The sequence below is a fragment of the Proteus sp. CD3 genome, from assembly GCF_008808075.1.
Classification (GTDB): domain Bacteria; phylum Pseudomonadota; class Gammaproteobacteria; order Enterobacterales; family Enterobacteriaceae; genus Proteus; species Proteus appendicitidis.
In genome coordinates this window covers 1,634,977-1,660,026 of the sequence record NZ_CP019686.1, presented here as the reverse complement: position 1 = coordinate 1,660,026, position 25,050 = coordinate 1,634,977, and the positions used below count along the sequence as shown (strand labels likewise).

19 protein-coding genes are annotated in these 25,050 nt (G+C 35.9%); 6 read left to right on the top strand and 13 right to left on the bottom strand.

Annotation, left to right across the window (positions count from 1 at the left end; genetic code table 11):
• Positions 1–13: 13 nt before the first annotated feature.
• Both accA and BTA34_RS07615 read left to right on the top strand, forming a co-directional pair.
• On the top strand, positions 14–976 hold the full coding sequence (gene accA, locus BTA34_RS07620; RefSeq protein WP_151435132.1) for an acetyl-CoA carboxylase carboxyl transferase subunit alpha: 963 nt from the start codon (positions 14–16) through the stop codon (positions 974–976).
• A 78-nt stretch (positions 977–1,054) separates the two neighbouring features.
• Positions 1,055–1,942 (top strand): LysR family transcriptional regulator, encoded by an 888-nt coding sequence (locus tag BTA34_RS07615; protein WP_151436744.1) that lies wholly within the window; start codon positions 1,055–1,057, stop codon positions 1,940–1,942.
• A 3-nt stretch (positions 1,943–1,945) separates the two neighbouring features.
• Here BTA34_RS07615 and BTA34_RS07610 read toward each other — a convergent pair whose 3' ends face one another.
• Positions 1,946–3,448 (bottom strand): MFS transporter, encoded by a 1,503-nt coding sequence (locus BTA34_RS07610; RefSeq protein ID WP_151435131.1) that lies wholly within the window; start codon positions 3,446–3,448, stop codon positions 1,946–1,948.
• A 152-nt stretch (positions 3,449–3,600) separates the two neighbouring features.
• On the opposite strand from BTA34_RS07610, the gene BTA34_RS07605 reads away from it, so the two are divergent.
• Positions 3,601–4,197: a TetR/AcrR family transcriptional regulator gene (locus tag BTA34_RS07605; protein ID WP_100158240.1), complete on the top strand. Its 597-nt coding sequence runs from the start codon at positions 3,601–3,603 to the stop codon at positions 4,195–4,197.
• A gap of 100 nt (positions 4,198–4,297) precedes the next feature.
• On the opposite strand, the gene BTA34_RS07600 is transcribed toward BTA34_RS07605, so the two are convergent.
• On the bottom strand, positions 4,298–5,494 hold the full coding sequence (locus BTA34_RS07600; RefSeq protein ID WP_265576299.1) for an MFS transporter: 1,197 nt from the start codon (positions 5,492–5,494) through the stop codon (positions 4,298–4,300).
• 120 nt (positions 5,495–5,614) lie between these two features.
• On the opposite strand from BTA34_RS07600, the gene BTA34_RS07595 reads away from it, so the two are divergent.
• Complete coding sequence (locus BTA34_RS07595; protein ID WP_151436742.1) at positions 5,615–6,526, top strand: LysR family transcriptional regulator; 912 nt, start codon at positions 5,615–5,617, stop codon at positions 6,524–6,526.
• Positions 6,527–6,598: 72 nt separating this feature from the next.
• On the opposite strand, the gene BTA34_RS07590 is transcribed toward BTA34_RS07595, so the two are convergent.
• A complete protein-coding gene (locus BTA34_RS07590; protein WP_151435130.1) occupies positions 6,599–7,189 on the bottom strand; it encodes a TetR/AcrR family transcriptional regulator in 591 nt (196 codons plus the stop codon).
• Positions 7,190–7,329: 140 nt separating this feature from the next.
• Between BTA34_RS07590 and BTA34_RS07585 the strand changes: the two genes are divergently transcribed.
• Positions 7,330–8,532, top strand: coding sequence for an MFS transporter (locus BTA34_RS07585; RefSeq protein WP_151435129.1), 1,203 nt, complete (start codon positions 7,330–7,332; stop codon positions 8,530–8,532).
• A gap of 70 nt (positions 8,533–8,602) precedes the next feature.
• On the opposite strand, the gene fhuB is transcribed toward BTA34_RS07585, so the two are convergent.
• The 7 genes from fhuB to BTA34_RS07550 all read right to left on the bottom strand — a co-directional run bounded on the left by fhuB (position 8,603) and on the right by BTA34_RS07550 (position 19,010).
• Positions 8,603–10,570 (bottom strand): Fe(3+)-hydroxamate ABC transporter permease FhuB, encoded by a 1,968-nt coding sequence (gene fhuB, locus BTA34_RS07580; protein WP_151435128.1) that lies wholly within the window; start codon positions 10,568–10,570, stop codon positions 8,603–8,605.
• Positions 10,560–11,480: an iron-siderophore ABC transporter substrate-binding protein gene (locus BTA34_RS07575; RefSeq protein WP_151435127.1), complete on the bottom strand. Its 921-nt coding sequence runs from the start codon at positions 11,478–11,480 to the stop codon at positions 10,560–10,562. The genes fhuB and BTA34_RS07575 overlap by 11 nt, the downstream gene beginning before the upstream one ends.
• Positions 11,471–12,253 carry an ABC transporter ATP-binding protein gene (locus tag BTA34_RS07570; RefSeq protein WP_151435126.1) on the bottom strand — a complete coding sequence of 261 codons (783 nt, stop codon included), beginning with the start codon at positions 12,251–12,253 and terminating at the stop codon, positions 11,471–11,473. The genes BTA34_RS07575 and BTA34_RS07570 overlap by 10 nt, the downstream gene beginning before the upstream one ends.
• 74 nt (positions 12,254–12,327) lie before the next feature.
• The gene (locus tag BTA34_RS07565) at positions 12,328–14,412 is read right to left on the bottom strand and encodes a TonB-dependent siderophore receptor (protein ID WP_151435125.1); all 2,085 of its coding nucleotides are present in this window, start codon (positions 14,410–14,412) and stop codon (positions 12,328–12,330) included.
• A 111-nt stretch (positions 14,413–14,523) separates the two neighbouring features.
• Positions 14,524–15,645, bottom strand: coding sequence for a hypothetical protein (locus BTA34_RS07560; protein ID WP_151435124.1), 1,122 nt, complete (start codon positions 15,643–15,645; stop codon positions 14,524–14,526).
• Positions 15,646–15,647: 2 nt separating this feature from the next.
• Complete coding sequence (locus tag BTA34_RS07555; RefSeq protein WP_265576298.1) at positions 15,648–16,817, bottom strand: ABC transporter substrate-binding protein; 1,170 nt, start codon at positions 16,815–16,817, stop codon at positions 15,648–15,650.
• 9 nt (positions 16,818–16,826) lie between these two features.
• Positions 16,827–19,010 carry a TonB-dependent siderophore receptor gene (locus tag BTA34_RS07550; protein ID WP_151435122.1) on the bottom strand — a complete coding sequence of 728 codons (2,184 nt, stop codon included), beginning with the start codon at positions 19,008–19,010 and terminating at the stop codon, positions 16,827–16,829.
• Between the two features lie 375 nt (positions 19,011–19,385).
• Between BTA34_RS07550 and BTA34_RS07545 the strand changes: the two genes are divergently transcribed.
• Positions 19,386–21,971 carry a hypothetical protein gene (locus BTA34_RS07545; RefSeq protein ID WP_151435121.1) on the top strand — a complete coding sequence of 862 codons (2,586 nt, stop codon included), beginning with the start codon at positions 19,386–19,388 and terminating at the stop codon, positions 21,969–21,971.
• Positions 21,972–22,059: 88 nt separating this feature from the next.
• On the opposite strand, the gene BTA34_RS07540 is transcribed toward BTA34_RS07545, so the two are convergent.
• The 3 genes from BTA34_RS07540 to hutX form a co-directional block, all read right to left on the bottom strand.
• Positions 22,060–23,658 carry an ABC-F family ATPase gene (locus tag BTA34_RS07540; RefSeq protein WP_151435120.1) on the bottom strand — a complete coding sequence of 533 codons (1,599 nt, stop codon included), beginning with the start codon at positions 23,656–23,658 and terminating at the stop codon, positions 22,060–22,062.
• 239 nt (positions 23,659–23,897) lie between these two features.
• Positions 23,898–24,524: an NAD(P)H-binding protein gene (locus tag BTA34_RS07535; protein WP_151435119.1), complete on the bottom strand. Its 627-nt coding sequence runs from the start codon at positions 24,522–24,524 to the stop codon at positions 23,898–23,900.
• Between the two features lie 6 nt (positions 24,525–24,530).
• Complete coding sequence (gene hutX / locus BTA34_RS07530) at positions 24,531–25,019, bottom strand: heme utilization cystosolic carrier protein HutX (protein ID WP_409282779.1); 489 nt, start codon at positions 25,017–25,019, stop codon at positions 24,531–24,533.
• Positions 25,020–25,050 lie beyond the last annotated feature (31 nt).

Below are 25,050 nucleotides of genomic sequence, written 5' to 3'. Positions count from 1 at the left end.
ATCTGAGGTCGTTATGTCTTTTATTCATCTTGAATTTGAAAAACCTATTGTTGAATTAGACGAAAAAATAGATGCATTGCTCACCTTTAAGCAATCTCAAGATGAACCAACAGGGATTAATTTAGATGAAGAGATCGCACGTTTAAGGCAAAAAAGTCTTTCGCTGACAAAATCTATTTTTACTGATTTAGGTGCTTGGGAAATTGTGCAACTCGCTCGTCATCCCATGCGCCCATATACCCTTGACTATATTAAAGCGGTTTTTACTGATTTTCAGGAGTTGGCGGGTGATAGAGCTTACGCTGATGATAAAGCGATTGTTGCGGGTTTAGCGCGTTTAGACAAAATGCCTGTCATGGTGATTGGGCAACAAAAAGGGCGTGATACCAAAGAGAAAATTCTGCGTAATTTTGGTATGCCATCACCAGAAGGTTATAGAAAAGCATTACGTTTAATGAAAATGGCAGAGCGCTTTCATCTACCTGTTATTATTTTTATTGATTCTGCTGGGGCTTATCCCGGTGTCGGTGCTGAAGAACGAGGACAAGCAGAAGCTATCGCTCGTAATATTCTTGAAATGTCACGATTAAAAACACCTATTATTTGCACTATTACTGGTGAAGGATTTTCTGGAGGTGCGCTCGCTATTGGTGTAGGTGATAAAGTGAATATGCTGCAATACAGTACTTATGCAGCTATTTCGCCAGAAGGGTGTGCTTCTATTCTATGGAAAAGTTCTGATAAAGCGCCAATTGCAGCAGAAACCATGGGAATGACAGCACCTAAATTACAATCATTAGGTATTATCGATGCCATTATTCCAGAGCCATTAGGCGGCGCTCATCGTGATCATAAACAAGCTGCAGAATTTCTTAAACAACAGCTATTAACTGACTTAGCCTTGTTAAAAAGTTATTCAACCGAAGAACTCCTAGATAAACGCTATCAAAAACTCATGTCTCACGGTTACTGTTAATTATTAACGAGTGAAAAGAAAATGAATGATACACTGCCTATATTGAGTAATAGAAATACAGTAGGCAGTGAATTATTTATGCAAATCGATCTTAATTTATTACGTATTTTTTCTGCCGTAGCAGAGCAAGGGCAATTTGCAGCCGCCGCTCGGCTATTATCTATGCCTACTTCAAATATCAGTCGTGCAATTAAGCAACTTGAACAACAACTTAATTGTAAACTTATTGATAGAACAACTCGAAAAATGCGCCTTACTGAGCAAGGAAAAATCCTCTATCAGCAAGGAACAAAAACCTTAACTGAATTAGACAACGTTGTAAGCAATATCACCAGTGATGGACCATTAACTGGCACTTTCCGTTTAACGATCCCAAGTGAATATGGCAGTGAGCTACTTGGTGATATTTTGGCTGATTTTGCTGCACTTCATCCTAATTTACTGATCCAATGTGATACCCAATTAATGCCAAGAAATATCATCGATGATGATATTGATTTACTATTAACTTTTCACCGTGGAAATTTAGCGGATAGTAGCCATCACTCACGCTTAATTAAATCATGGCGCAGTATTGTTGTGGCATCTAATGAATTATTAGAAAAAACAGGAATACCTACACATATTGAACAGTTAAGCAAAATGCCTTGTATTTCTAGTTTAAGCGCCTTAGAAGGGCAACCCTGGATATTTATGGATGAAGATAAAAAACCAATCAGGGTAACCATTAATAGTAATTATCGAGTAAACAGCGCTATATTGGCAAAATCAGCAGTATTAAAAGGATTAGGATTTGCTATTTTAGCCGAGCATTGCTGCCTTGATATGATTAAAGAAGGGAAGTTACGAGCTATTGAGTTTCCTCAACAACCCGCAACAATTAATTTAGTGGCAATATATGCAACTCGCAGTAAGCTCTCACGTAATATAGAGTCTTTTCTAGAATTTTTATCTCAGCGTTTATAAACATTAATCTGTGATTTGTTGAGTAAGTGCTTTATGTTTTGCTTTAACAGGAAAGAGCACTATAAATAAAGTCACAAAACATGAGATCCCCGCAGTCGCAATTGCATAAGCAAACCCCGAATTAAATGCCTCTGGTAACAAAGTGATAAACCCTTTGTCTAAACCATTTGTCGTATTTTCAGTCACCAAACTAACAATATCGATATAATTTACAGATATTCCCAATACTTGGCTTTGGATCACCATATAATGAATTGCTTGTTGCACCATCAATGTACCTAATAAAGCAATTCCCATTGTCATACCGGTTTGTCTTAATGCATTCATGGTTGCAGACGCCATACCAGAACGAGACGGTGGCACACTTTTCATCACTAAAGCACCTATTGCGGGTGTTGATAATCCCATTCCAGCACCTAATACAAACAGATAGCTTCCTGTTATTCCATAGTGGCTATTTGTTGCTAATGTCGCTAATAGACAAGAAGAAATAGCGATAAATAAGAAACCACAGATCATGAGTTTACTAACGGAGAAATAAGAAGAGAGTCGTCCAAAAGACATAGAAAACAGCGCCATTGCAATAAATTCTGGTGCCATTCTCCATCCCGTTTCTAATGCACTCCAACCTTGTGCTTTTTGCAAAAAGAAAGCGATAAAAAATACATTGCTGTATGTAGCAAAACCCAAGGTAAAAGAAGAAAGGTTATATTGAAAGAATGTACGATCTTTAAATAAGGTCAGTGGTAATAAAGGGCGTTCAACACGTTTTTCTATCATGACGAAAAGGGCAAGAAATATAATCCCCGCAATCAGTGTTGATACCGTTCTATAATGTGACCAACCCACAGAGCCAGCTTCAATCAAACCATAAGTCAGTGATCCTAATCCCAACATACTGGTTAATTGGCCAAAGGGATCTAAAGCAACATTATCAGGATCAGCACTCTCACTTAATCCATACCAACCTAATAAAACGGTAATAATGCCAATAGGAATATTAATAAGAAATATGCTCGCCCAACCACTAGCATGAACTAAAACACCCCCTAAAATAGGACCAATGATAAGCGACAATGCACTAACAGAAGACCATATTCCGATGATACGAACTCGCTCAATATCAATAGGAAAAGCATGAGTAATTAAAGACAATGCGCCCGGAATAAGTGCAGCAGCGGCAATACCTTGAATAATACGACCAAGAATTAATATTTCATGTTGCTGTGCAATTGCACAAATTACTGAGCCTAACGTGAAAATAATCACGCCCCATAGCCACACTTTTTTTCGCCCAAAGCGATCACTTAAAGGACCTGATGACAAAATACAGGCTGATAAACAAAGCGCATAAGCATCCACAATCCACTGCAAGGTTGCCATATCAGCATGTATATCATTTTGAATAGTTGGCAGAGCCACATTCACGATACTAATATCGAGAGTTGCCATAAAAGTACCTAAACAAATGGCACAGATAAGTGACAGTCGTTTTAAATAAGTCATAAGCTTTATTGCCTTAATGATGAATAATATTAGCATAATAATACTCGACTGACCGTCGGTCAATGGTTATTGATAATGAGTTTCATTTATCATCATTGTGAGTCGCTTTAATATAGAGTACTCTTTACCAGCGACTTTGAGGGAGATAAGCAATGTCATTAGAAGAACAAACCACAGATAAACCGAGAACAAAACCCGCAGAGGTTCGTTTAGAAGAGTTAATGAATGCGGCAGAAGCGTTATTTCTTGATAAAGGTTTTGATGCCACAACCGTTAGCGATATCGTAAAAAAAGCAGGGGTAGCAAAAGGAACGTATTATCACTATTTTTCTGCCAAAACAGACGTTCTTGATGCACTCAGAACACGTTATATGGATTGGTATTTAAATAAAATAGATAACGCAATGGACGCCTGCTCACAACAAGATCACCGTGAAAAATTAAAACAATGGTGTGAAATCAGCGTTATTGCTTATGTTGAGAAACAAGAATTACACGATATGCTTTTTCATCAAGTATTTCATCAAAGCAGCAATATTCATGAAAATAGAGCATTACAACAAATTCAAACACTGTTAATTTCGGGTACAGAAAATAAAACGTGGCACGTTACACAACCGGAATTAACCAGTACATTGATTTATCATGGTATGCATGCTGCGGTTGATAATTTAGGTCATAGCGAAGAATATACCGCAAAAACATTAGGTAATATGTTATATCAGCAATTTACTCAATTACTAAAATAAGCCAAATTTTATCGTGACAGTGTCACGATATTAGTTTTCTAAAAGAGAAAAGGGTAATAACTAGCTATTACCCTTTTTATTTATGCCAAACGTGAGTGTATTATTTATCTGAACATTTCATGTACTTTGATGCAAAAACACACAATAAAGCGGATGCAATAAACAATATAGCAATAAGTAATGTTGAATTTAATCCATAATTATCAACAATTAAGCCACCTAAATAAGCACCTAATGCAATAGCTAAATTAAAAATTGCAATATAAGCAGAACTTCCTAATTCAATTCCTTTAGGAACCGCAGTCATTATCCATGTCATTAGTGCTACTGAAACACCACCATACATTAATCCCCAAATTAACATAACGGCGATTGCTATTACTGGAGATGCCACCCAAAACAGAAAACCTAAAAAGACGCTTAAAATGCCGATAATAATAATCGAAACCGCAACATTGAGCCTTTTTGCTGATTGAATACCAAAAATAAAATTACCGATGATACCACTGATACCATAGGCAAATAGAAGTAATGCTAATGTGTTATTTGACAACATAGCCGTCGTTTGAAGTAATGGGCGAACATAAGTAAACACCATAAAATGCGCGCACACGAGAAAGAGTGTAACTAATAATCCTAAGACTAACTTTGTATTTCTAAACTGTACAAAGAAGGCTTTAGTGTGCGAAGACCTTGAGCCTAGTAATGAAGGTAAACAAATAAACATTAATACTAATACGGCGAATGAGAATAACCCCATAACAATAAAAGCACCACGCCAACCTAGATATTCACCAATAAAAACACCCATAGGAATACCTAATACTGATGCTGCGGCAACACCACCAAAAATAAGTGAAGTCGCCAAAGCAACAGATTTTTCTGGCACTAATCTTAATGCTAAGCCACCGGCAAAAGCCCAAATACCACCAATACAAAAACCAACGATAGCTCTGGCAATTAATAGCTGAATGATTGTCGTTGAATAAGCTGAAATGATATTGGAAACAACTAAAAGTAGAGCCAAAAATAAGAGTATTTTTTTACGATCTTGCTTACCAGCACTAATAACAACGATGGGTGAAAAAAAGGCGGCAATAATGGCAGGAATAACTATCATAAAACCAGATATTCCTGTTGATATGCCAAAACTATCTCTAATGGGATTTAATAACCCCACAGGCAACATTTCTGTGGTTACCACTGAGAAAGTGGCAAGGCTTAATGCAATAACGGCCCACCAATGATGATGGTGACTGCAATTCATTTTCTGTGATACTGACGCGATATTCTCCATTGAGACTCCAATTACTCGTTCTTTATTTATCGCGTTTTAGTCTATCTGTCGCTATATTGGAGATAAACACCGTTAAAGTCACAACATTGGGGAATAAAAGTGGCAAATAAAAAGCTCACAATGCCTTTTGATAATATTTCTGATCTTACTGTTTTTATTCGAGTGGCAGATTTATTGAGTTTTACCCTTGCAGCAGAAAACTTAGAGATGTCTCGCTCAGCGGTAGGGAAAAGCATTGTACGTTTAGAAGAACGACTAAGTTTACGTTTATTTCATCGAACTACACGCAGTATTAGTCTAACGGCTGAAGGTGAATTATTTTATCAACATGCACAACTTATCTTAAATGAAATTGAAGAAGCGAGCGCTGCTCTTGATAAACTTAATGAAAACCCAAGAGGGCGTTTACGCATTGATTTACCTGTTGCTTTTGGGAGACGTTATATTCTACCGTTATTACAAACTTATTTAGTGCAATGGCCAGAGTTAGATGCTGAAATTACTTTTTCGGATGAATACACTGATTTAGTTAAATACGGTGTCGATTTGGCTATTCGCATTGGAGGTAATGATGATAGTCGATTAATGCGTAAAGTATTAGCACCTCACCGTTTAATAACCTGTGCATCTCCTGATTATTTTGAACGAAATGACACGCCTCAATCTCCTAATACATTGTCACAACATCAACTAATTGCTTTTTCCCATCAAGGAACAACCGTACCGTGGAAATATCAAACTCATCAAAAAGAGTTTACGCTTCCCGTTAAAGGAAAATTACGTTTAGATAATACAGAAGCTATTTTAGATATGGCATTATCTGGTTATGGAATATGCCAACTAGGCGAGTTTTTAGTAGGTGAATATATTAAATCTGGCAAACTAACTCCTATATTATTAGAATATACGATTAATCTTGCACCAATTTGCGCTGTTTATCCCTCTAAATGCCATTTATCTCCTAAAGTACGCTATTTACTTGATTTTATTGAGAAGCAATGGCAGGGAAAAGCAATATGGCAAATAACATAATCACTAAAATCATGGTAGAAAATACGATAAACAATGGCGAGGCTTATTCAAATAAACCTCGCTGTATTTTATTTATGCTGCTGAAATACGTAAGCTGTTTAATAAAGTATCTAATGTTGATTTGGCTTGTTTTAGCTGAGTTTCACCATCAAGACTGTTTGCTATCCATAAAGCCGTAGCTTCTAAGCTACCATAAATAAATAGAGCCAACATTTTTGAGTCAGACTCTACCAGTATTTTATTCTCGATAAGTTTATCAATCATATTACTCATAGATATTACACAATGAGTCGGTAGTTCAGTCAGTTTATCACTTAATACAGCTCGTGAATCTCGCATAATAATACGCTGAATTTCAGGCTCTAAAGCCATTTCTAAATAGGTATGACAGCGCATTGAAAATGCCAACCAAGGATCATCAATGGTATCTGAGATAGCCTGCAAACGAGCATCCATCTCTGTATCTATTTGTGCAACAACAGCAGATAACAATCCTTTTTTATCGCCAAAATGGTGATATAACGCTCCTCGCGTTAAACCTGCTTGTGCCGTTAAATCATCCATCGATGCTTCTGCATAACCTTGTTCACAAAAGACTTTTCTTGCAGTTTCTAGCAATAACAGCCGTGTTTCTTCCATTTCAGCACGAGTACGCCTAGCCATTTTCTCTCCTTTTTAAAATATACATACGTATTGTTTGTATATTTACATTCAGTTCGTATGTATATATGATTTATACATACGCTATGTATGTATTATCTTGAACCCTTGTAAAAATGGCAAGGGTAAACATAAGGAAAACTATGATAAGTACTTATCAAACGCTATTTAGCTATAAAGGAACCGTATCTTTTACTTTGGCTGGAATGATAGCTCGATTACCGTTACCCATGATGGGTATTGGTATCATTATGATGATTTCACAAATCACAGGCAGTTATGCATTAGCGGGTACAATTTCTGCTAGTTTTGTTTTTACTTATGCTGTGTTATCGCCTCAAATATCACGTCTAGTTGATACTTATGGGCAGTCTAGAATTTTACCTCTATTCACATTAATGAGTGTCATTGGAATAGGGGGAATGCTATTGGCAACATGGTTACAGTGGCATATTAGTTTATTATTTATTTTCGCGGTACTAATTGGATTTATGCCATGTATTTCCGCTATGGTAAGGGCGAGATGGACGGCAATTTATAAAGAAGATGATCGTTTACAAACCGCATATTCATTAGAAAGTGTATTTGATGAAGTGACCTTTATTCTTGGTCCACCCATTTCTGTCACATTAAGTGTCGCTTTTTTTCCACAAGCAGGATTATTAATGGCGGCTATTTTTCTTATTATTGGTGTATTATTACTCGTTTCACAACGCAATACAGAACCCGCAATAAAATCAATATCTTCTGAATTAGCACTTTATAAAACACAATCTGTGATCCGCTTTTCTCTCGTGAAAATCTTAACTGTTATTATGATTTTTATGGGGGCAATTGTAGGCACCATTGATATCTTTAGTGTAGCTTTTGCTAATATTCAAGGAGCGCCCATCGGTGCTAGCCTTGTATTATCAGCCTATGCCATTGGCTCTTGTTTTGCTGGTTTGTTTTATGGCACGCTAAAATTATCAACACCATTGCATCGCTTATTATGTTTAGGTGGTATCGCAACTTTTCTCACTATTTTACCTCTTGTTTTTGTCGGTTCTATTTATAGCTTAAGTTTTGTCGTATTAATTTCAGGAGTCTTCTTTGCGCCCATGATAATCGTGACAATGTCACTTATTGAGAAAATTGTGCCAGAAAATCAGCTTACTGAAGGAATGACGTGGTTACTTGCAGGGTTAAATGTAGGGACGGCAATTGGGGCGACATTAACAGGGCAACTTATTGATTATTCGGGTGTTCAAGCGGGTGTATGGATTGCCATTGGCGCAAGTGCTTTAGTGATGTTAATTGCATTTATTGGTTTTAAACGCATAAATAATTACAACAATAAGATTTAAGCATAATCAATAATAATTAAAGCCTAAGAATATCAGCAAGATTAATGTTGATATCTTAGGTTTTTTTTAATCAGCGATTACGATTTAACAGCATTAAACAAAGGAAATAGCTCCCCCCTAAAATTGCCACTAAAGTTCCTGCGGCAATTTGTGCAGGATAAATCAATATTTGCCCAAGCCAATCAGCCCAAACCATTAAAGTCGCACCAATTAATCCCGAAAGAATTAATTGTGATTTTATTTTTTGAGCGCCAATTAATACCGCCATATGAGGGGCGACTAAGCCAATAAAGGCGATAGGACCAACGGTTGATGTAACTAATGCACATAACAGAGAAACAATGATCAGTAAAATAATACTTGCTTGTGCTGTATGTAATCCTCGCGCTAATGCAAAGCTTCGACCGATAGATATTAATGCCAACCATCGAGTGAGTAATAAAACAACGCCCACAATAAAGATGATAGCTAATGCAAAATAAATAGCTTGTTGCTCTGTTACGCGATAAGTAGAGCCTGATAACCACAATAATATTTTATAGCTACTTAACGAACCTTTCGCTAAGAAAAACTGAATAAAAGCCTCTAAACTCGCGGTTAATGCAATACCTGTTAAGATCAAGCTGGCAGGGGCATATTGGTGTCTTTTACCCAACACTAATAAGATAATCATAACCACACCGCTTCCTAATAACGCGGTTCCCCATTGTGATGTTTGTAAAGTACTTCCCAGAATTAAGCTAGAAAATACTAAAGCGAAAGTGGCACCGGATGAAACACCTAAAATATCGGGGCTGGCTAACGGGTTATAAATTAAACGTTGTAAAATAACGCCAGCAATAGCCAGTGCAACACCAGCAAAGAGTGCTGTTAATAGGCGAGGAAAACGTAAAGCCCCTTGATAAACAGAAGGTACTTCCCAAAACCATTGGCGCTCATTAATATGAATAAACAGGGTAAGCGCTAATCCAAGCATTAATAATGCAGTTATTCCTATAACCGTATAATTTGATAGTTTTTTAGTTTGAGAAATAATTGAAATAGAAAGCTGATCTGGAGCTTGCATTTTCTTACGACTAAACCAAATTAATGCAGGCGCGCCAATAGCGGCAGCGGTAACACCACTTGGAATAACCGTATTAAGCCACTGGCCAGCCCATATTGCCAAGCTATCCGTAATAAGCAATAAACATATTCCCATTAGACCGCTGGCAATAAGTTCTTGGCGAGCAGTTCTTGCGCCTAATGTTCTTACAATATTAGGTGCAAGTAATCCAATAAAACTAATCACCCCAACAACGGTAATAGAGACAGAGACTAACCAAGTACTTAATATAATAAAAAAGGCAAATGCAGGTAAAACAGATAATCCTCGAGCCGTTGCGCCTTCATGGCCCAAACGTAATAATGTAAGAATACGAGGGGCAAAAATAAAAATAAGTAAAACAGGGGCTATCCGAGGTAATAGCCAAAAAAACGGTTCCCAGCCATCTTGAGCTAAATCTCCGGCTCCCCACATAAATATGTTTTGAGCGAATTGAGCGTTTAATGTCACTAATGCCGTTGCAATAGCACCTAATAAAATATTGACCACCATACCTGAAACAACTAAAGGTAAGCCGGTCATATTGCGAATTCCTGCAATAATAATTACCAGAGAAAAGGCTAATAAAGCCCCCATTGTTGCGGCTACTGCACTATAATCTGCAACCAAGCCTGTGAACCAAATATTAACGATCACTAGGGCTAGCCAAGCACCTGATGAAGTTCCTAAGGTTAAAGGAGACGTTAAATTATTTTGCGTTAATTGCTGCATTAAACTGCCAACAACACCAAATAAACCGCCAATAACAACCGTCATGGCTAAACGTGGTAATTGCGCATGTAAGAAAAAAACATCAGCAAAAGGCATTGTTGTGGCTGAATGAGTCAATAAATATAGTTGGCGAGATAAAGAAAGAGAATTATCAATTTGTAAGCTGATAATGCTTAATAAGATGATCGCCAAAAAATAGAAAGTATATTGCTTAATTTTCATTATTCGGTGCCATATCTAATAAGCTTTCTGTAATTGCATCTGCCATTAATGTTAACGAGGTCATCCCTCCATAATTCCAGACAGGCTTGACTGAATGAAAATGCCCATTTTGTACAAATGGCATCGCTTTCCATAATACCGATTTTTGCAGTTTACTTTCATCAGGAAAAGGCAACATATAAAGGACATAACCATGTGTAATCTGTTGCAATACATTCATTCTTCGTTGATCAATCCCCCAAGGTTGAGGAGGTAATGATATTGCTGATTTCAGCCCCAGCTTTTTTATCACATATTCAGTTGTTGAGTTTTCAGTATATAAAAAGACGGAGGTGAGCGTAGAAAAGCGGATCACTTCTACTTCAGGTAATGTGATAAATGCCTGCTGTAACTTTGCTTTTAATTGCGCAAAAGTCGCATTCATTTCATCTAATTTTTGCTGTGCGAGAGCTTGTTTTCCCAAAAGTGAAGCAAGGGTATTAAAATGCGCTAGAGCAACTTGTGCCGCATTATCTTGGCGAGAAAAATTAGGTAAATAAATCACCGGGGCAATGGTTTCTAATACAGGTAATAAGTCTTGTTGGGAGCTTGACGCTAAAATAAGATCGGGTTTTAACATCGCTATTTTTTCTAAATTAGGCTCTGCTCGCATTCCGACTTCTTCAATAGAATCTGGTGCAATAGGGTGAGCAACCCATTGGTTATAACCTGCAATTTCAGTTGCCCCTACGGGGATAACGTCGAGTGTTAATATTTGTTCAAGTAAATCCCAGTCTAAAACAATAATACGCTGCGGTATGTTAGAAGCCTTTTCATTATTATTTTGCGCTGCATTTGCTGTGGGAATAATGAATAAAATAACTAAACACAAGGACAGTAAATTAACTATTTTTTGTAATACTACACGCATACCACTGCCACCTTATGTTGTTGTGAACCTTTATTATCAGGGTGCTCAATCAGCTTAATCGGTGTTTCATAAAGTGCAGAAAGTCTTTTATCATCAAAAAGTAATGACGCTTCACCTTCAAATGCAATTTTGCCTTTTTTAAGCGCGATGATATGAGTGGCATAACGTAAGGCAAGGTTAAGATCATGCAAAATAACAATAATACCAACGTGCTGAGTTTGATTTAATTCACTCAACAATTCCATAAGTTGATATTGATGATGTATATCTAATGCTGATGTTGGTTCATCTAAAATTAAAATAGGTGATTGTTGAGCGAGTAACATGGCAACCCAAGCCCGTTGACGTTCGCCACCCGATAAATTATCAGCCAGCGTGTCAGCAAAAGGAAGTACTCCCGCTTTTTCCATCGCTATTGTGATAATTTCATCATCTTTTTTATTCCAACGCCCTAATGTTCCACGCCAAGGAAAACGACCTAAACGCACTAATTCTCTGACAGTTAATCCAGCAGAAGCAGGAAGTTTTTGGGGAAGAAAGGCGATTTGTTTAGCCAGATCACGAGGCTTATAATGTGAGATATTGCTGTTATTTAGTGTAATAGATCCACTATCTGGAGCTTGCTGGCCTGATAACAAACTAACTAAAGTCGATTTACCAGAGCCATTATGACCTAGCACAATGGTTAGCCCTAGATCTGAAATACGCAGTGAGGGGATTGATAGGATAGTGCGTCCACCGCGATCCATTTGAATATTTGAGAGTTCAAACATGGTCACTCATTTATAAAATGATATTCCGCCTTTTATTGTATGGTTAACAACAAAAGGCGGAATAATAAAGAAAATTACCAGCGATATTTAGCATTCAATAAAACAGAACGAGATTGCCCGTAATAGCAGTAATAATCACAGCCAGAGAGATACTCTTTATCAAGAATATTGTTGATATTTAACTGTAATTGCCACTGTTTATTGAAATTATAAATTGCAGCCATATCCCATAATGTTGCACTAGGTACGGTTAAATCACTGCTCTTAGGATTATCTTTAGATTTACCTAAATAACGAACACCCGTTCCTAAAGTTAAATCTTGGGTTCCCGTAATTGGAATAGTGTAACTACCCCAAGCAGAAGCAGTATGTTTAGGAATTAAACCTGCTTGTTGTTTACCTTTATTACCCGTGTCATCGGTTTGCATATCGGTATAAGTGTAATTGGCTTTTAACGCTAAACGTTCGGTTAATTGCATTTCACTTGTTACTTCAATACCTTTTGACGTTACTTTACCGGTTTGGGTTGAAACAAAAGTCGTTGGGTTTGCAACCAGTGCATTCTTCTGTGTGATATCAAACCAAGCAATATTAAAGTAACCATCTATAAAATCAGGTGTATATTTTATCCCTGCTTCAATCTGGTCACCTTTTAATGGTTTATACAGATCATGAGTCGCAGGATCGATAGTGCTCATCACCTCAAAAGACTCAGAATAACTCACATAAGGCGATAGACCATTATCCGCTAAATACATTAATCCTGCATTGAGGCTAAATTCGCTATCAGTGCGTGATTTATCCTCATTTTTTGCTTTGGCTCTATTTTCTGTTTTCACCCAGTCTTGGCGCACACCCGCCATGGCAATCCAACGACTATCAAATTTGGTTTGATACTGTGAGTAAAGGCTATATTGTGTTTTATCAATGGTACGATTGACATTATCAGCAGGATTAAGAGGAATATAGTTGCCGTAAACTGGGTTCCATGGATTAATCTTACCAAAGCTGTAATTATCTTGCTCATCACCTTTGGTTTGGTGATATTGCAATTCAGCACCCGCTAATAACGTATGTTCGAAATTATCCGTATCCCATTCACCAACAACATTATTATCAAAAGAAATGCTTTGGTTTTTACCATCACGGAAAACAACGCCACGATTCAGTTCTGTTGCTGTAATATCTGAATTAGGGAATGCATAAACACTACGCAATAACAGATCGTTATAACCATAATTTAAACGTTGAGAAAAACGCCAAACATCGTTGATATTACTTTCTAATAAATAACCTGCTGAAATTTGGGTACGTTTATATTTATCGTAGCCTGGTTCACCTAAGTTAGTTGACGGTTTAATTTTACCAAAAGGAGATGAAATTAATGTACCGGCAGCAGGGAAGAAAGGATTGGTTGGTGTGCCATCATCATGCAAATAAGTTGCCATGAAGGTTATTGCTGTATCGTCGGTCAGATTAATCGCAACACTTGGTGCAAGGTAAATACGCTCATTATCAGTGTGAGACAATTCCCCATCTGACTTTTTCATTAGTCCAACAAGACGATAACGCACACGTTTATCATCCGTTGTACTTGAAACATCAAAGCCTAACCCACGTTGGTCATTATTTCCGACTTCAAGAAATACTTCATTTTGAGACTTAAAGCTGGGTTTCTTTTGTACGACGTTAACCGCACCACCGGGTGTTGATTCGCCAAATAATACTGCTGATGCGCCTTTTACCACTTCAATTTGTTCAAAACCATAAGGCTCCAGCAACCATGTATAATAACCATCACGAAAGAGGCGGCTGTTATCTAAATAAGTGGCAGCTTCGAAACCTCGTACGCGAAGCCAGTCAGTATCGTTATCAGCACCAAAAGGCTGAGAAACAACACCAGAGGTATAACGTAAGGCTTCATCAAGTTTTTGAGGAGCATGTGTTTCGAGATCTTTTTGGGAAATGATAGAAACGGATTTAGGCGTTTCTTGCAGACTGGTATTCACTTTTAGAGCCTGAGCGCTAACGACAAGTTTCTCAACTTGCTCCGTTTTTGCTGTTTCTTCTGCAAAAGCCTGTGTAGTCAAAATAAAAGGAAGGGTGGCAGAACAAAGTAATGCCACGGGTTTCAATTTAAACGCACAAAAATTAATCACAATGAGTCACCGAATAATAATCATTACTATTACCGCTATTATTCATGTAATCGATACTAAGGTAAATTAATTTATGCAAATATGTCTATAAATGACAATTTTTCGGTTTAATTAACTGGTTATGTCAATCCAAGCAAGGCGACCACCGACAGAAGTGCTGCGATGGCGTGCATTATGGCTTAAACATAAAGTTCGCATTCCTGCTAATTGCTGTGAATACCATGCGCCTCCTCGCATTAAAGAGCGCTGACCATAATTTCGTAAATAAACCTGATCGTGATCTTGCTGGTTTATTGCTGGATATAATCCTAATGCTTTAAATAATGTGGGCACTTCAAGATCATCTGCAGTCATTATTGCGTTAAAATCACCATCCATTAACCCTGCCGGATAACCATTATCTGCGGGTGCGCCGTTATAGTGTTTTATTGAAGTTGATAAAATAGGTATACCTGCATTTCCCTCACAATAATCAGAAGGAGCATCGTATTTTGCGCTATGAATATCATTAATAGGCAATAACTTACCTGTTGATAACGCTATTGAATGCCATTGCTCTGTTATCGTTGGATCACCACAAAATACGGCATCATTATCTTTAATTATCTGTATCTCTCCGGCATATAGTTGCATTCCACTTTGCCATTCCCAGAGGTTTCCACATAAATCACTAATACCAAATAAGCTATTGTCATGATACCAATTCGGCCACGGTGGCGATGTTATTGTCGTTGGATCACCTGTAATAAAATCTGTATTACCAGCCTCTTTGCCATCAACTCGATTAGTGCATTGTTCTGGATTTAAAAAACTACGCCCATAGTCTGTATTTCCATCTTCAACCTTATTATGGTGACGACACCACAGCATAAGTGCAGCCCATTCAGCATGGGTGCTTAAATGAAATCCCATTCCTGTCTGTTGAGCGTATTGTTGAAAACTTAACAAATCTAACTGACTAGCGGGTTTTTGATTGGGTAAACTGAGTAATTCACCTTGATGTAATGAGGCGGGATAACACGCATAGAGAAATGTATCCTTAACTTTTCCATTTACAATAAAAGCAGGGTGAATAGTACTATCAAGATCATCCGATACCTCATTTAATCGAAAACGAGGCATTACATACATATAATTTGGCTGACCTTTTGCAGAATACAAGATAGTTCTTTTTCCTGCTGATTGTGTCTCAACTTTTATCCGTAAAGGATCAGGTGAATAGATATCGAACATGATTATTCCTTATCTTCATCAAGTAATGTCACCCAATAACCTGTTTCCCATTCTACTGGCAAAAATTGGGTATGGTATTCATGAAAAATAGCGTCTGCATCAAGGTGGGAAAAGCGTTCAGGATGTAGCCATTTTGCCATTTGCAAAATAGCAATAAAGCCAAAAGGGCTGTCATAAAAAGAGTGCCAAATAGCATATACTTGTTTGTTTTTAACGGCATCGAGTGTTTTATAAGCAAGGCGTTGCATTAAAACCGCCAGTTGCTGTTTTGCCAAAGCTAAATTTGCGCCAGGCCCTAAATTAATCCAATCGCCAGAAGGGTTATAGCCACTCCAATCAGCCCCCGTTAAAAAGATCTTATCGGGTTCAGAGTAAATCACCGTTTCCTGATTCAAAAGACCATAAGTACTTTTTATATATTCTGAACCTAGATTTTTACCACCTGCACTTTGTAGCATTTGTCCCATACTGCCATTACCATATGAGAGGCAACATTCTGGAGTAAAGCCCGCGGCTCGTTCAAATAATACATTAGGGCGTTTAAATGGCTTTTTTCCTAATTGCTGAGAAATATAACTAAGTTGTTTCTCACGAAATTGATTCATTGCTTGGCTTTGTTGGGTATTACCAAGCATATTTCCCATAATCGATGTGCTGATTGGTGTGTTATTAAGTGGGTCGATACTCAAATCAAGCACCACAACGGGAATATTTGCTTTAGTTAATAAGTCCAACACACCATTAACGCTGATTGCGCGATAAGTCCCAACAGCGACAATAATGACATCTGGTTTTAGCGCGATAAGTTTTTCACTATTAAAGTGCCCACTCGACATCGCCGTAAATTCAGGTAGCGCCAATAATTGTGGAAAAGCTCGCGTATATTGATGATATAAACTTAAATCAGCGGTACGAAAAGCAGAAGGCATTGCGATAAGACGCTCATAAAGAGCGCCTTCATTTAATGAAGCATAAAGTAAAAATAACCCACTATCTGCCACATAAATACGTGTTAGTTCTTGTGGCAATACAATTTCTCTTCCTAGAATATCAACAACTTCTCTCTGTTTTGGTTTTACATAAATAGGGTTTGCATAAACAGGAAAAGGACTCGCTAATAATAAAGAGAATGCACTGGCACCTTTTAGTAATGAACGTCGATAATTATCCATGTTCATTTCCTAAAAATAGTAATTTAATACACCAAGAACTACGCGATCAGTACCAATACTGCAGTAAGTCGAGCTGGTACAACTCGCAACATAGGATTTATTTGTAATATTGCTGACAGTTAATCCTAACTCTAATCCCTGCAATTCACGGTTTATTGACGATAATTGGTAGCGGAAACTCATATCAGCTAACCATACTGCGGGGACTTTAAACGTATTTGTATTATCACCATAACTGGAGCCTAAATAGCGTACGCCGGCACCTAATAATGCACCTTCTAAGTAAGGCTGGTGAAAACGGTAATCTATCCATGCAGAGCCGGTATGAGTAGGCACTTGTACAGGATGTTTATTTAACGTTGTCGGATCACTCGTTGATGTCACAATATTATGAATATAAGCATAATTGAGCATCATATTAACTCGTGGTGTTAACGCTAATTTACTTTCAAACTCAAGCCCCCGAGAACGAATTTCTCCAGATTGCTGATAATAATCAGGATTTCTTGGGTTATGTGTTGTGACATTTTCTTGCGTTAATTGATAAACAGCAACACTCACTAATTGTGTTGACTCAGGATTTTGATACTTAATACCCGCTTCATATTGTTTTGATTTCATTGGAATAAAAGCTTTTCCATCTGCATCTGTACCTAATACAGGATCAAAACTATCTGATGTACTTACCCAAGGTGAAAATCCATTATTAAATTGATAGCTTAAACCCACACGATGGCTCCATGCCGTGTTATGGCTGGAGCTTGTAGCACCTGAAATTTGATTATGTGTGTCTAAATCAGAGGAATCATAACGACCACTCAGCAGTAAATTCCATTGCTGCCAACGCAAATGATCTTGTAAATAATATCCATAGCGATCAAATTGTTGTTTTGTTGACGTACGTGAAACAGGGTAAGGTTCAAAATCTGGCTTGTGATGTGATGCCCAAGGATCAAAACTAACTGTTTGTGAACCCCACCAATCTTTAGTCATATTGCCATGTTGATAATCAAAACCAGCCATCACCGTATGATTGATATCCCATGTCGATAATTTACCAATCAATTGAGTATCTGTTACCCATGTTTCTGATTTACTCGGTGCTTCTTGATAAACCGCAGTGAGCAGACGATCACCCGGTAAAAAACCACGGGTATAATCACGACTAATTTCCGTATCAACCTTCATAAAACGGGTATTTTGCTTAAACTGCCACTGAGGTGTTAGATCATACGCGAACAGTGAGGTTAATGATTGTTGCTTACGGTGTGAATTATCATGACTTTGATTATTATAATTTCGATTAGGATCGACTTTTCCATTAGGATTTGGTAACAAACCTAATGCTTGAGCAGGCAATGTATTATAGTAACCAAGACGAGGCTCTTTTTGATATTGCCCCAATATTGTCCAACTCAATGCATCATTTGGTTTCCAAGTAACAGCGGGCGAGATAAGAAATCGAGTTTGACGAGAAGAGGGTATTTGCGACTCTTGTTCAAGCGCCAAGCCTGAAACACGATATAACCATGTTTCATCCTCATTAAGTGCAGATGTAGTATCAAATTTAATACCATGGTTTTTATTATTACCAGCTTGTAGTTGCACTTGATGCTGAGTTTCTTCTGAAGGGCGACGTGACGTCATATTTATCACACCGCCGGCACCACCTTGCCCATATAAAGCAGATGCAGGTCCATGCACAGCTTCTAAACTTTCTAAACTCCAACTATCAATCTGTGGCGCCCAAATACCACTATTACCCAGCATTCTTAGCCCATCTAAATAATAGTCAGCGTCAAAACCACGCATTTTCGAGTAATCAATACCGCTACCAAAAGCGCCAAATTTTTCACTCACAACCCCTGAGCTATAACGCAATGCTTGGCTGATAGATTCAGAAGGTAAATTATCTAATTGCGCACGATTAACGACAGAAACCATTTGTGGTGCTTCTAATAACGTGGCATCACTTTTTGTTGCCGTTGTCTGCTTCTTGGCAATATAACCGATAGGTAATGACTCATTTTCATTACCGCTACTCGCAGTGACCACAATTTTTTCAGTGGTTTCCGCATACACAGGGGATAGGGCAGTTAATGTAAATAATGTAGGAATAACAATAGAATAGTAGTTACGTCTACTTTTAAAGTGCTTATTTGGGCAATGATTATTTTCAGGTAATAGCAACATGATAGTTCCATCGAAAATGAAAAATTGATAATGACTGACTCAGGGTCGGTAACATACAACAACGACCGACTGTCAGTCAATATAAATAATAATCATTTTCATTTAAAAATGATGGAGTATAAGTTTTTAATATTATGATCCTAAAAAATGAGTAATTATTTATATATTAATTTTTAATATTAGATTAATTTTATAATAGAAATAAAGTTATAGAGGAGAATAATTAAATTGTATTGTTGATACATTGCCATATATTCTACATTATAAAAAGCAAAAGTATTTTTTATTAAAATAATCAAGACATTTATTTATATTAAGTAATTTTATTATTATTTATTATTATCTTACTTTAAATTTTTTCAAACCAGGCGAAATATGAATAGTATAACCATAGGAAATAGTAAACTAACATCAGCTCAGATTAATAGCGTTTTATCTGGAGAAAAAGTCAATAAAGTCATGACTATCTGGGATAAGATAAAAGATTGTTTCCATATTAGCGATAAAAAGCAAGTTATGACATTGCTTTATGATGTTTATTATAACCCTGATGTTTCATTTTTAGATAAACTAGATAAATTTAAAGAGTTAAGGAATTTATCACTAAATGATTATAAAGATACATTTAACATAAAAATAGATAATAATGTTTTTTATTTTGAAATAGGGTATATTCAGAATGGTACACATATATCTCAGTCATATTTTGAAATTGATTGTTCAGAAAAACAAAGGAATAATATTATTAATAACCAAAGTATTAAATCATTATTTAATCAACCACTAAAAATGGATATTAATAATATAGAATTAATGGTAGTAAATGATGTAAATAAAACAAATGAAATGGAAAATAAAAGCGCGGAAGAAAAAATAGAATTAATAAGAAGCAATTTATCATTATTATTGAATGATAATGTTTATAGAGATGAAAAACTAGATTCTTTTAAAAAAGGAAATTCAATACTGAATAAATTCTTATCAGGAAAAAAATGCATTGAAATAAAAGAAAAATATGCCATGGATGAAGTATGGGAAATAATAAAAGAAAGCCGCAATGAAAAATATAATGATTACTATATATCTCTATTAATAAATAATATTTTTAACGACAAAATTCATTCAACCTATAACATAATATATAGTTATCTGTCACTGAAAGAAATTCTTAATAAAGACAGAAAAATATTAGATGTAGAGTTTACACCAGAAAAAGTAACTTTTTTTCTTCTAGATGAAAATAATAATAAAATCATATCCAATGCACATTCAAATATAACACAGAAATTTGATTTAGACTTTGCAGCATTTGAAAATATTATAAATAATAAGAATTTATACAATAATGCAACATCAAAGGAAGATGAAGGAAATTTAAATAATTTTTTATCTACTTACAATATATTAAGTGAAAAATTAAATGAAAAAGACAAAAGCGAACTATTTATGAACATGTTGCTTTTAAACAAAAAAAATACTATTTTAAGTGAAAAATTAGAATTAGTTAAATCGATATCTAAACAATATAATGATAGTAATATAGATAAAAAACTGGACATTAAAATAAATAAAGAAAAACAAATAAAATTTAATATTAAAACCGGTGGGATGAAGGAAGACAATGTATTAAAATTTATCATTCCTAATGATAACAATTTAGATTTGATTAATATAAATAATTTTAACAATGGCGATTTATCCATTGAAAATAAAATAAGTATATTATCAAATTTAGATGAATATAATAGAAACTCAACCATATTAAAAATTTTTTATTATCATAATCTTAATAAAAGTTCAGAGTTAAAGGAAGAATTAAAAAAAGAATTTGACGGAATAATCGAACCTTTATTGCTGGATGAAAAAAAGATAAATATTTTTGAAATTAGCACCGAACAAAAAGCTATAATAGAAAATTTACCTAAAAGTATCGGTATTTATAGTATCGAACAAATTAATGAAGTATTTAAATATTATAACGATATATTATTTATAAAAAGATTAGACTTACAAGACATTGATAATAATAATGAATATATAATAAATTCAAAAATCGATAATTTAATTTCAAATGGCAATAATAAGAAAGAAACTATTAGCAAAGAGTTTTTCGATGAGCTAAATAAAACAATCCCAGAAAACATCACCGAAAAATTAAAAAAAATAGAAACAGAGTCTAAAATAAATATTTTATCTTTAAATAAAATTAACACAGAAAATCTTAATGAAGAAAAATATCTCGACACCTTATTTTCTGGAAAGTTTAATGAAATTATAAGAAAAAATTATAATGATAAAACTGATTTACTGAAAATTAAAGTAGATAAAAAAAGTGAAAAAAATGAAGATATAATTAAAATTAGAGTATCAGAAAAAAGAACTCAAGGTTTTTTAATTAATACAATTAAAGAATATATTGAATCCCCTGCAAACTTTCTAGCAAATAAACTTAGCAATTCAACAGAAAAAGTTGAATCAATATTAAGATTAAAAGATATAGACCTCTCTTTATTGGAAGAAATTAATTATCAAATGTCAGTTTTAATGAAAGATATTACAGAAAAACAAAATGAAAATGATTTAAATGATATTAAAAAATTATTGTTGAAATATAAAAATAACAGTGAAATGATTAGTAACAACGCAAATATAAATAAATTTGCAAAGAAAGAAAAAGATACTACTGGATCTATAATCAATGATAGTGCGTTAAATGTAGCATTATTAGACAATATAAATATGTTGGATAATTTATTATCAGAAAAATATATGGATTTAAAATATAAAAAGGATAAAAAAGAGAATGATAAGCTTGTTAAAGAAAAACAAATCAGTGAAGATTTATTATCTGTAAATCCTCTATTATACAGTGGCTTGGAAATAATAATAAAAATAAATAGAAAAATAAAAAATAAGCCTGAGGTGGAAATTTCAGGACACTATAATCAAATAAGACTATAAAAACATTTATCAAAATTTAAAAAGGCTTAGTCAATATACTAAGCCTTTTTCATTTGTCTTATCTACTATTTAATAAATAGGGCAGCGATTAAGCCTCAACACCTTTTTTCGCTAAGAACTCATCATAAGTTCCTTGGAAATTAGTCACTTTTTCAGGTGTGATTTCAATAATACGATTTGCCAATGAACTGACAAATTCACGGTCATGAGAGACGAAAATCAATGTACCTTGATAAAGCTCTAATGCCATATTCAATGATTCGATAGATTCCATATCTAAGTGGTTGGTTGGTTCATCCATAATCAAAATGTTTGGCTTTTGCATCATCAGCTTACCAAATAACATTCTACCTTTTTCACCACCAGATAAAACTTGAACTGATTTTTTCAAATCATCTTGAGAGAACAGTAAACGACCTAATACGCTGCGTACAGATTGCTCATCGTCTTCTGGTTTCATCCATAAACTCATCCAATCAAACACAGTCATATTGACTTCAAAATCAGTTGCGTGATCTTGTGCATAATAGCCAATGTTTGAGTTTTCAGACCATTTTAAACGGCCAGTATCAGGTGTTAATTCACCGACTAATGTTTTGATCATTGTCGATTTACCCACACCGTTATTACCTAAAATGGCCACTTTTTCGCCCACTTCAAGCATCATATTGACGTTTTTAAACAGCGGGGCATTATCATCATAGCCTTTAGAGATATTTTCCACTTCAAGCGCATTACGGAATAATTTTTTCTCTTGTTCAAAACGAATGAATGGGTTTTGACGGCTAGACGCTTTCACTTCTGCTAATTGAATTTTCTCAATTTGTTTTGCACGAGAGGTTGCTTGGCGTGATTTAGATGCATTAGCACTAAAGCGACTCACGAAAGATTGTAATTCACTAATCTGTGCTTTTTTCTTCGCATTATCCGCTAATAAACGCTCACGAGCTTGGGTTGCAGCAAACATATATTCATCATAGTTACCCGGATGAACAGCAAGCGCACCATAGTCTAAGTCTGCCATGTGCGTACAGACCATATTTAGGAAATGGCGATCATGGGAAATAATGATCATGGTACTGTTACGTTCATTTAGCGTTTGCTCAAGCCAACGAATGGTATCAATATCCAAGTTGTTCGTCGGTTCATCCAGCAACAAAATATCAGGATCAGCAAACAGGGCTTGTGCAAGTAACACACGCAATTTCCAACCGGGAGCCACTTCACTCATAGGACCATTGTGTTGTTCTAATGGAATACCTACGTTTAGCAATAATTCGCCAGCACGAGATTCAACGGTATAACCGTCCATTTCACCAAATTTCACTTCAAGATCGGCAACACGTAAGCCGTCTTCTTCGCTCATTTCAGGTAAATTATAGATGCGTTCACGCTCTTGCTTCACTTCCCAAAGTTCAGTGTGCCCCATAATCACCGTATCAAGCACAGTAAACTCTTCATAAGCAAACTGGTCTTGTTTTAGTTTACCAAGGCGTTCATTAGGATCGAGGAATACGTTGCCGCTACTTGGCACTAAATCGCCACCTAAAATTTTCATAAAGGTTGATTTACCGCTACCGTTGGCACCGATTAAACCATAGCGATTTCCGCCACCGAATTTGACAGAAATGTTTTCAAACAGTGGCTTGGAGCCAAACTGCATAGTGATATTATTGCTGATTAACAAGACGAATACTCATTATTAGTGAATGACAAAAGATAATGGGGCGACATTATGCCACAAGTTCCCCCTATTAAGACAGTAAAGTGACGAATGTCTGTTAAGGAATTTTTGCTGTAAGAGAAAAACGCATTATCTTGTGAGTTATTACCCATAACAAAAGTAAGAAAAAAGAGATAACGCAAATGCGTTATCTCTTAATGGTGATCTTAACTTGAAGCGAAAAATACTTATCGCAAGTGCAACTACTTGGAAGGGAGTAAACCCGGTTCAACCACAGCATAAATTTGATCATCAAGAAGATCGGCTTCAAGAAGCTGAGTCACTAAACGCGCAACATCTCGACGATTAACTAAACCATGAGTCTCTTCATACTGATAAAGCTGGGCTTTGCCTGTTTCTTCACCATTAAGTAATCCACCCGGTCTAACTATCGCATAATCAAAACGACTGGTTTGCAACCACACTTCAGCCAATGATTTTTCTCTTACAGCTTGACCAAACGCTGCTTTTGCTCTGTCAGATAAGGCAACCCAACTATCACCACATCCTAAAGATGAAACCATTAGCATACGTTGAAAACCCATTTTTTCCGCAGTATCAATAACGGTTCGATGGGCTAAATAATCATTTTCACCCCCCATTGTGGAAATGATGTCTGCCTCTTTTCCTGCCAATGTTAAAACAGCCTCAACCGCGTTAGCATCAATCGCATCGCCGATAACTGTTTTGATCCCTTTTTCGTTTAACCGATTCGCTGCCTCTTCGGAACGAACTAAAGCCACAATAGGGCGTTGTTGTGTAACGCCAATATCTGCAATATGTGCGCCGATACCTTTACCGCCGGCGCCAAAAATAACCCATGTTTTCACGTGCAATTATTCCTTATTTAATTGTTGTGCTAATTGACGGAAGGCTGATAATTGCTCTGGTAACAGTTGACGGTGTTCGTCTCTGCCAAGGAAAATCTTAAACATTGCAACGCCTTGATGATTGAAAAATAAGATAGAGGCGGTATCCATACCCATAAATTTACGCTCGATCATTGCAATATATTGGCAATTTTCGGCTTTAATATGGCCTGTCATTCCTTTCTTACCACGTAAGTTAAAATAGCCATGACGATGAAAACCACTGGGTAATTCACCGCTAAATTCTAAAATAACATCTTGAGTATGCACAAGCGTGGTGACATTACCCCATTTCATCACGTTATCCCACACAATATCGAATTGCTCACCACTCATTAATGAGCGTGATGGTAAATGTCTCACCACCTCTAACAAGGTGGTATCAAATTGCGTTGCGATAGTTTCTAGTGTTCCATCAGGCTCGGTCATTAAAAATTGTTGTAACTCTATATTCATGATGTTATTTCCATCTTTTAATTAATATTTA

What these genes read in the sequence shown, in the direction of transcription:
- BTA34_RS07560 (WP_151435124.1), bottom strand. Translation starts at nt 15,645, where the DNA reads ATGTTCGATATCTATTCACCTGATCCTTTACGGATAAAAGTTGAGACA.
- BTA34_RS07550 (WP_151435122.1), bottom strand. Translation starts at nt 19,010, where the DNA reads ATGTTGCTATTACCTGAAAATAATCATTGCCCAAATAAGCACTTTAAA.
- BTA34_RS07610 (WP_151435131.1), bottom strand. Translation starts at nt 3,448, where the DNA reads ATGACTTATTTAAAACGACTGTCACTTATCTGTGCCATTTGTTTAGGT.
- BTA34_RS07595 (WP_151436742.1), top strand. Translation starts at nt 5,615, where the DNA reads ATGCCTTTTGATAATATTTCTGATCTTACTGTTTTTATTCGAGTGGCA.
- BTA34_RS07615 (WP_151436744.1), top strand. Translation starts at nt 1,055, where the DNA reads ATGCAAATCGATCTTAATTTATTACGTATTTTTTCTGCCGTAGCAGAG.
- BTA34_RS07545 (WP_151435121.1), top strand. Translation starts at nt 19,386, where the DNA reads ATGAATAGTATAACCATAGGAAATAGTAAACTAACATCAGCTCAGATT.
- BTA34_RS07600 (WP_265576299.1), bottom strand. Translation starts at nt 5,494, where the DNA reads ATGGAGAATATCGCGTCAGTATCACAGAAAATGAATTGCAGTCACCAT.
- hutX (WP_409282779.1), bottom strand. Translation starts at nt 25,019, where the DNA reads ATGAATATAGAGTTACAACAATTTTTAATGACCGAGCCTGATGGAACA.
- fhuB (WP_151435128.1), bottom strand. Translation starts at nt 10,570, where the DNA reads ATGAAAATTAAGCAATATACTTTCTATTTTTTGGCGATCATCTTATTA.
- accA (WP_151435132.1), top strand. Translation starts at nt 14, where the DNA reads ATGTCTTTTATTCATCTTGAATTTGAAAAACCTATTGTTGAATTAGAC.
- BTA34_RS07555 (WP_265576298.1), bottom strand. Translation starts at nt 16,817, where the DNA reads ATGGATAATTATCGACGTTCATTACTAAAAGGTGCCAGTGCATTCTCT.
- BTA34_RS07605 (WP_100158240.1), top strand. Translation starts at nt 3,601, where the DNA reads ATGTCATTAGAAGAACAAACCACAGATAAACCGAGAACAAAACCCGCA.
- BTA34_RS07570 (WP_151435126.1), bottom strand. Translation starts at nt 12,253, where the DNA reads ATGTTTGAACTCTCAAATATTCAAATGGATCGCGGTGGACGCACTATC.
- BTA34_RS07585 (WP_151435129.1), top strand. Translation starts at nt 7,330, where the DNA reads ATGATAAGTACTTATCAAACGCTATTTAGCTATAAAGGAACCGTATCT.
- BTA34_RS07590 (WP_151435130.1), bottom strand. Translation starts at nt 7,189, where the DNA reads ATGGCTAGGCGTACTCGTGCTGAAATGGAAGAAACACGGCTGTTATTG.
- BTA34_RS07575 (WP_151435127.1), bottom strand. Translation starts at nt 11,480, where the DNA reads ATGCGTGTAGTATTACAAAAAATAGTTAATTTACTGTCCTTGTGTTTA.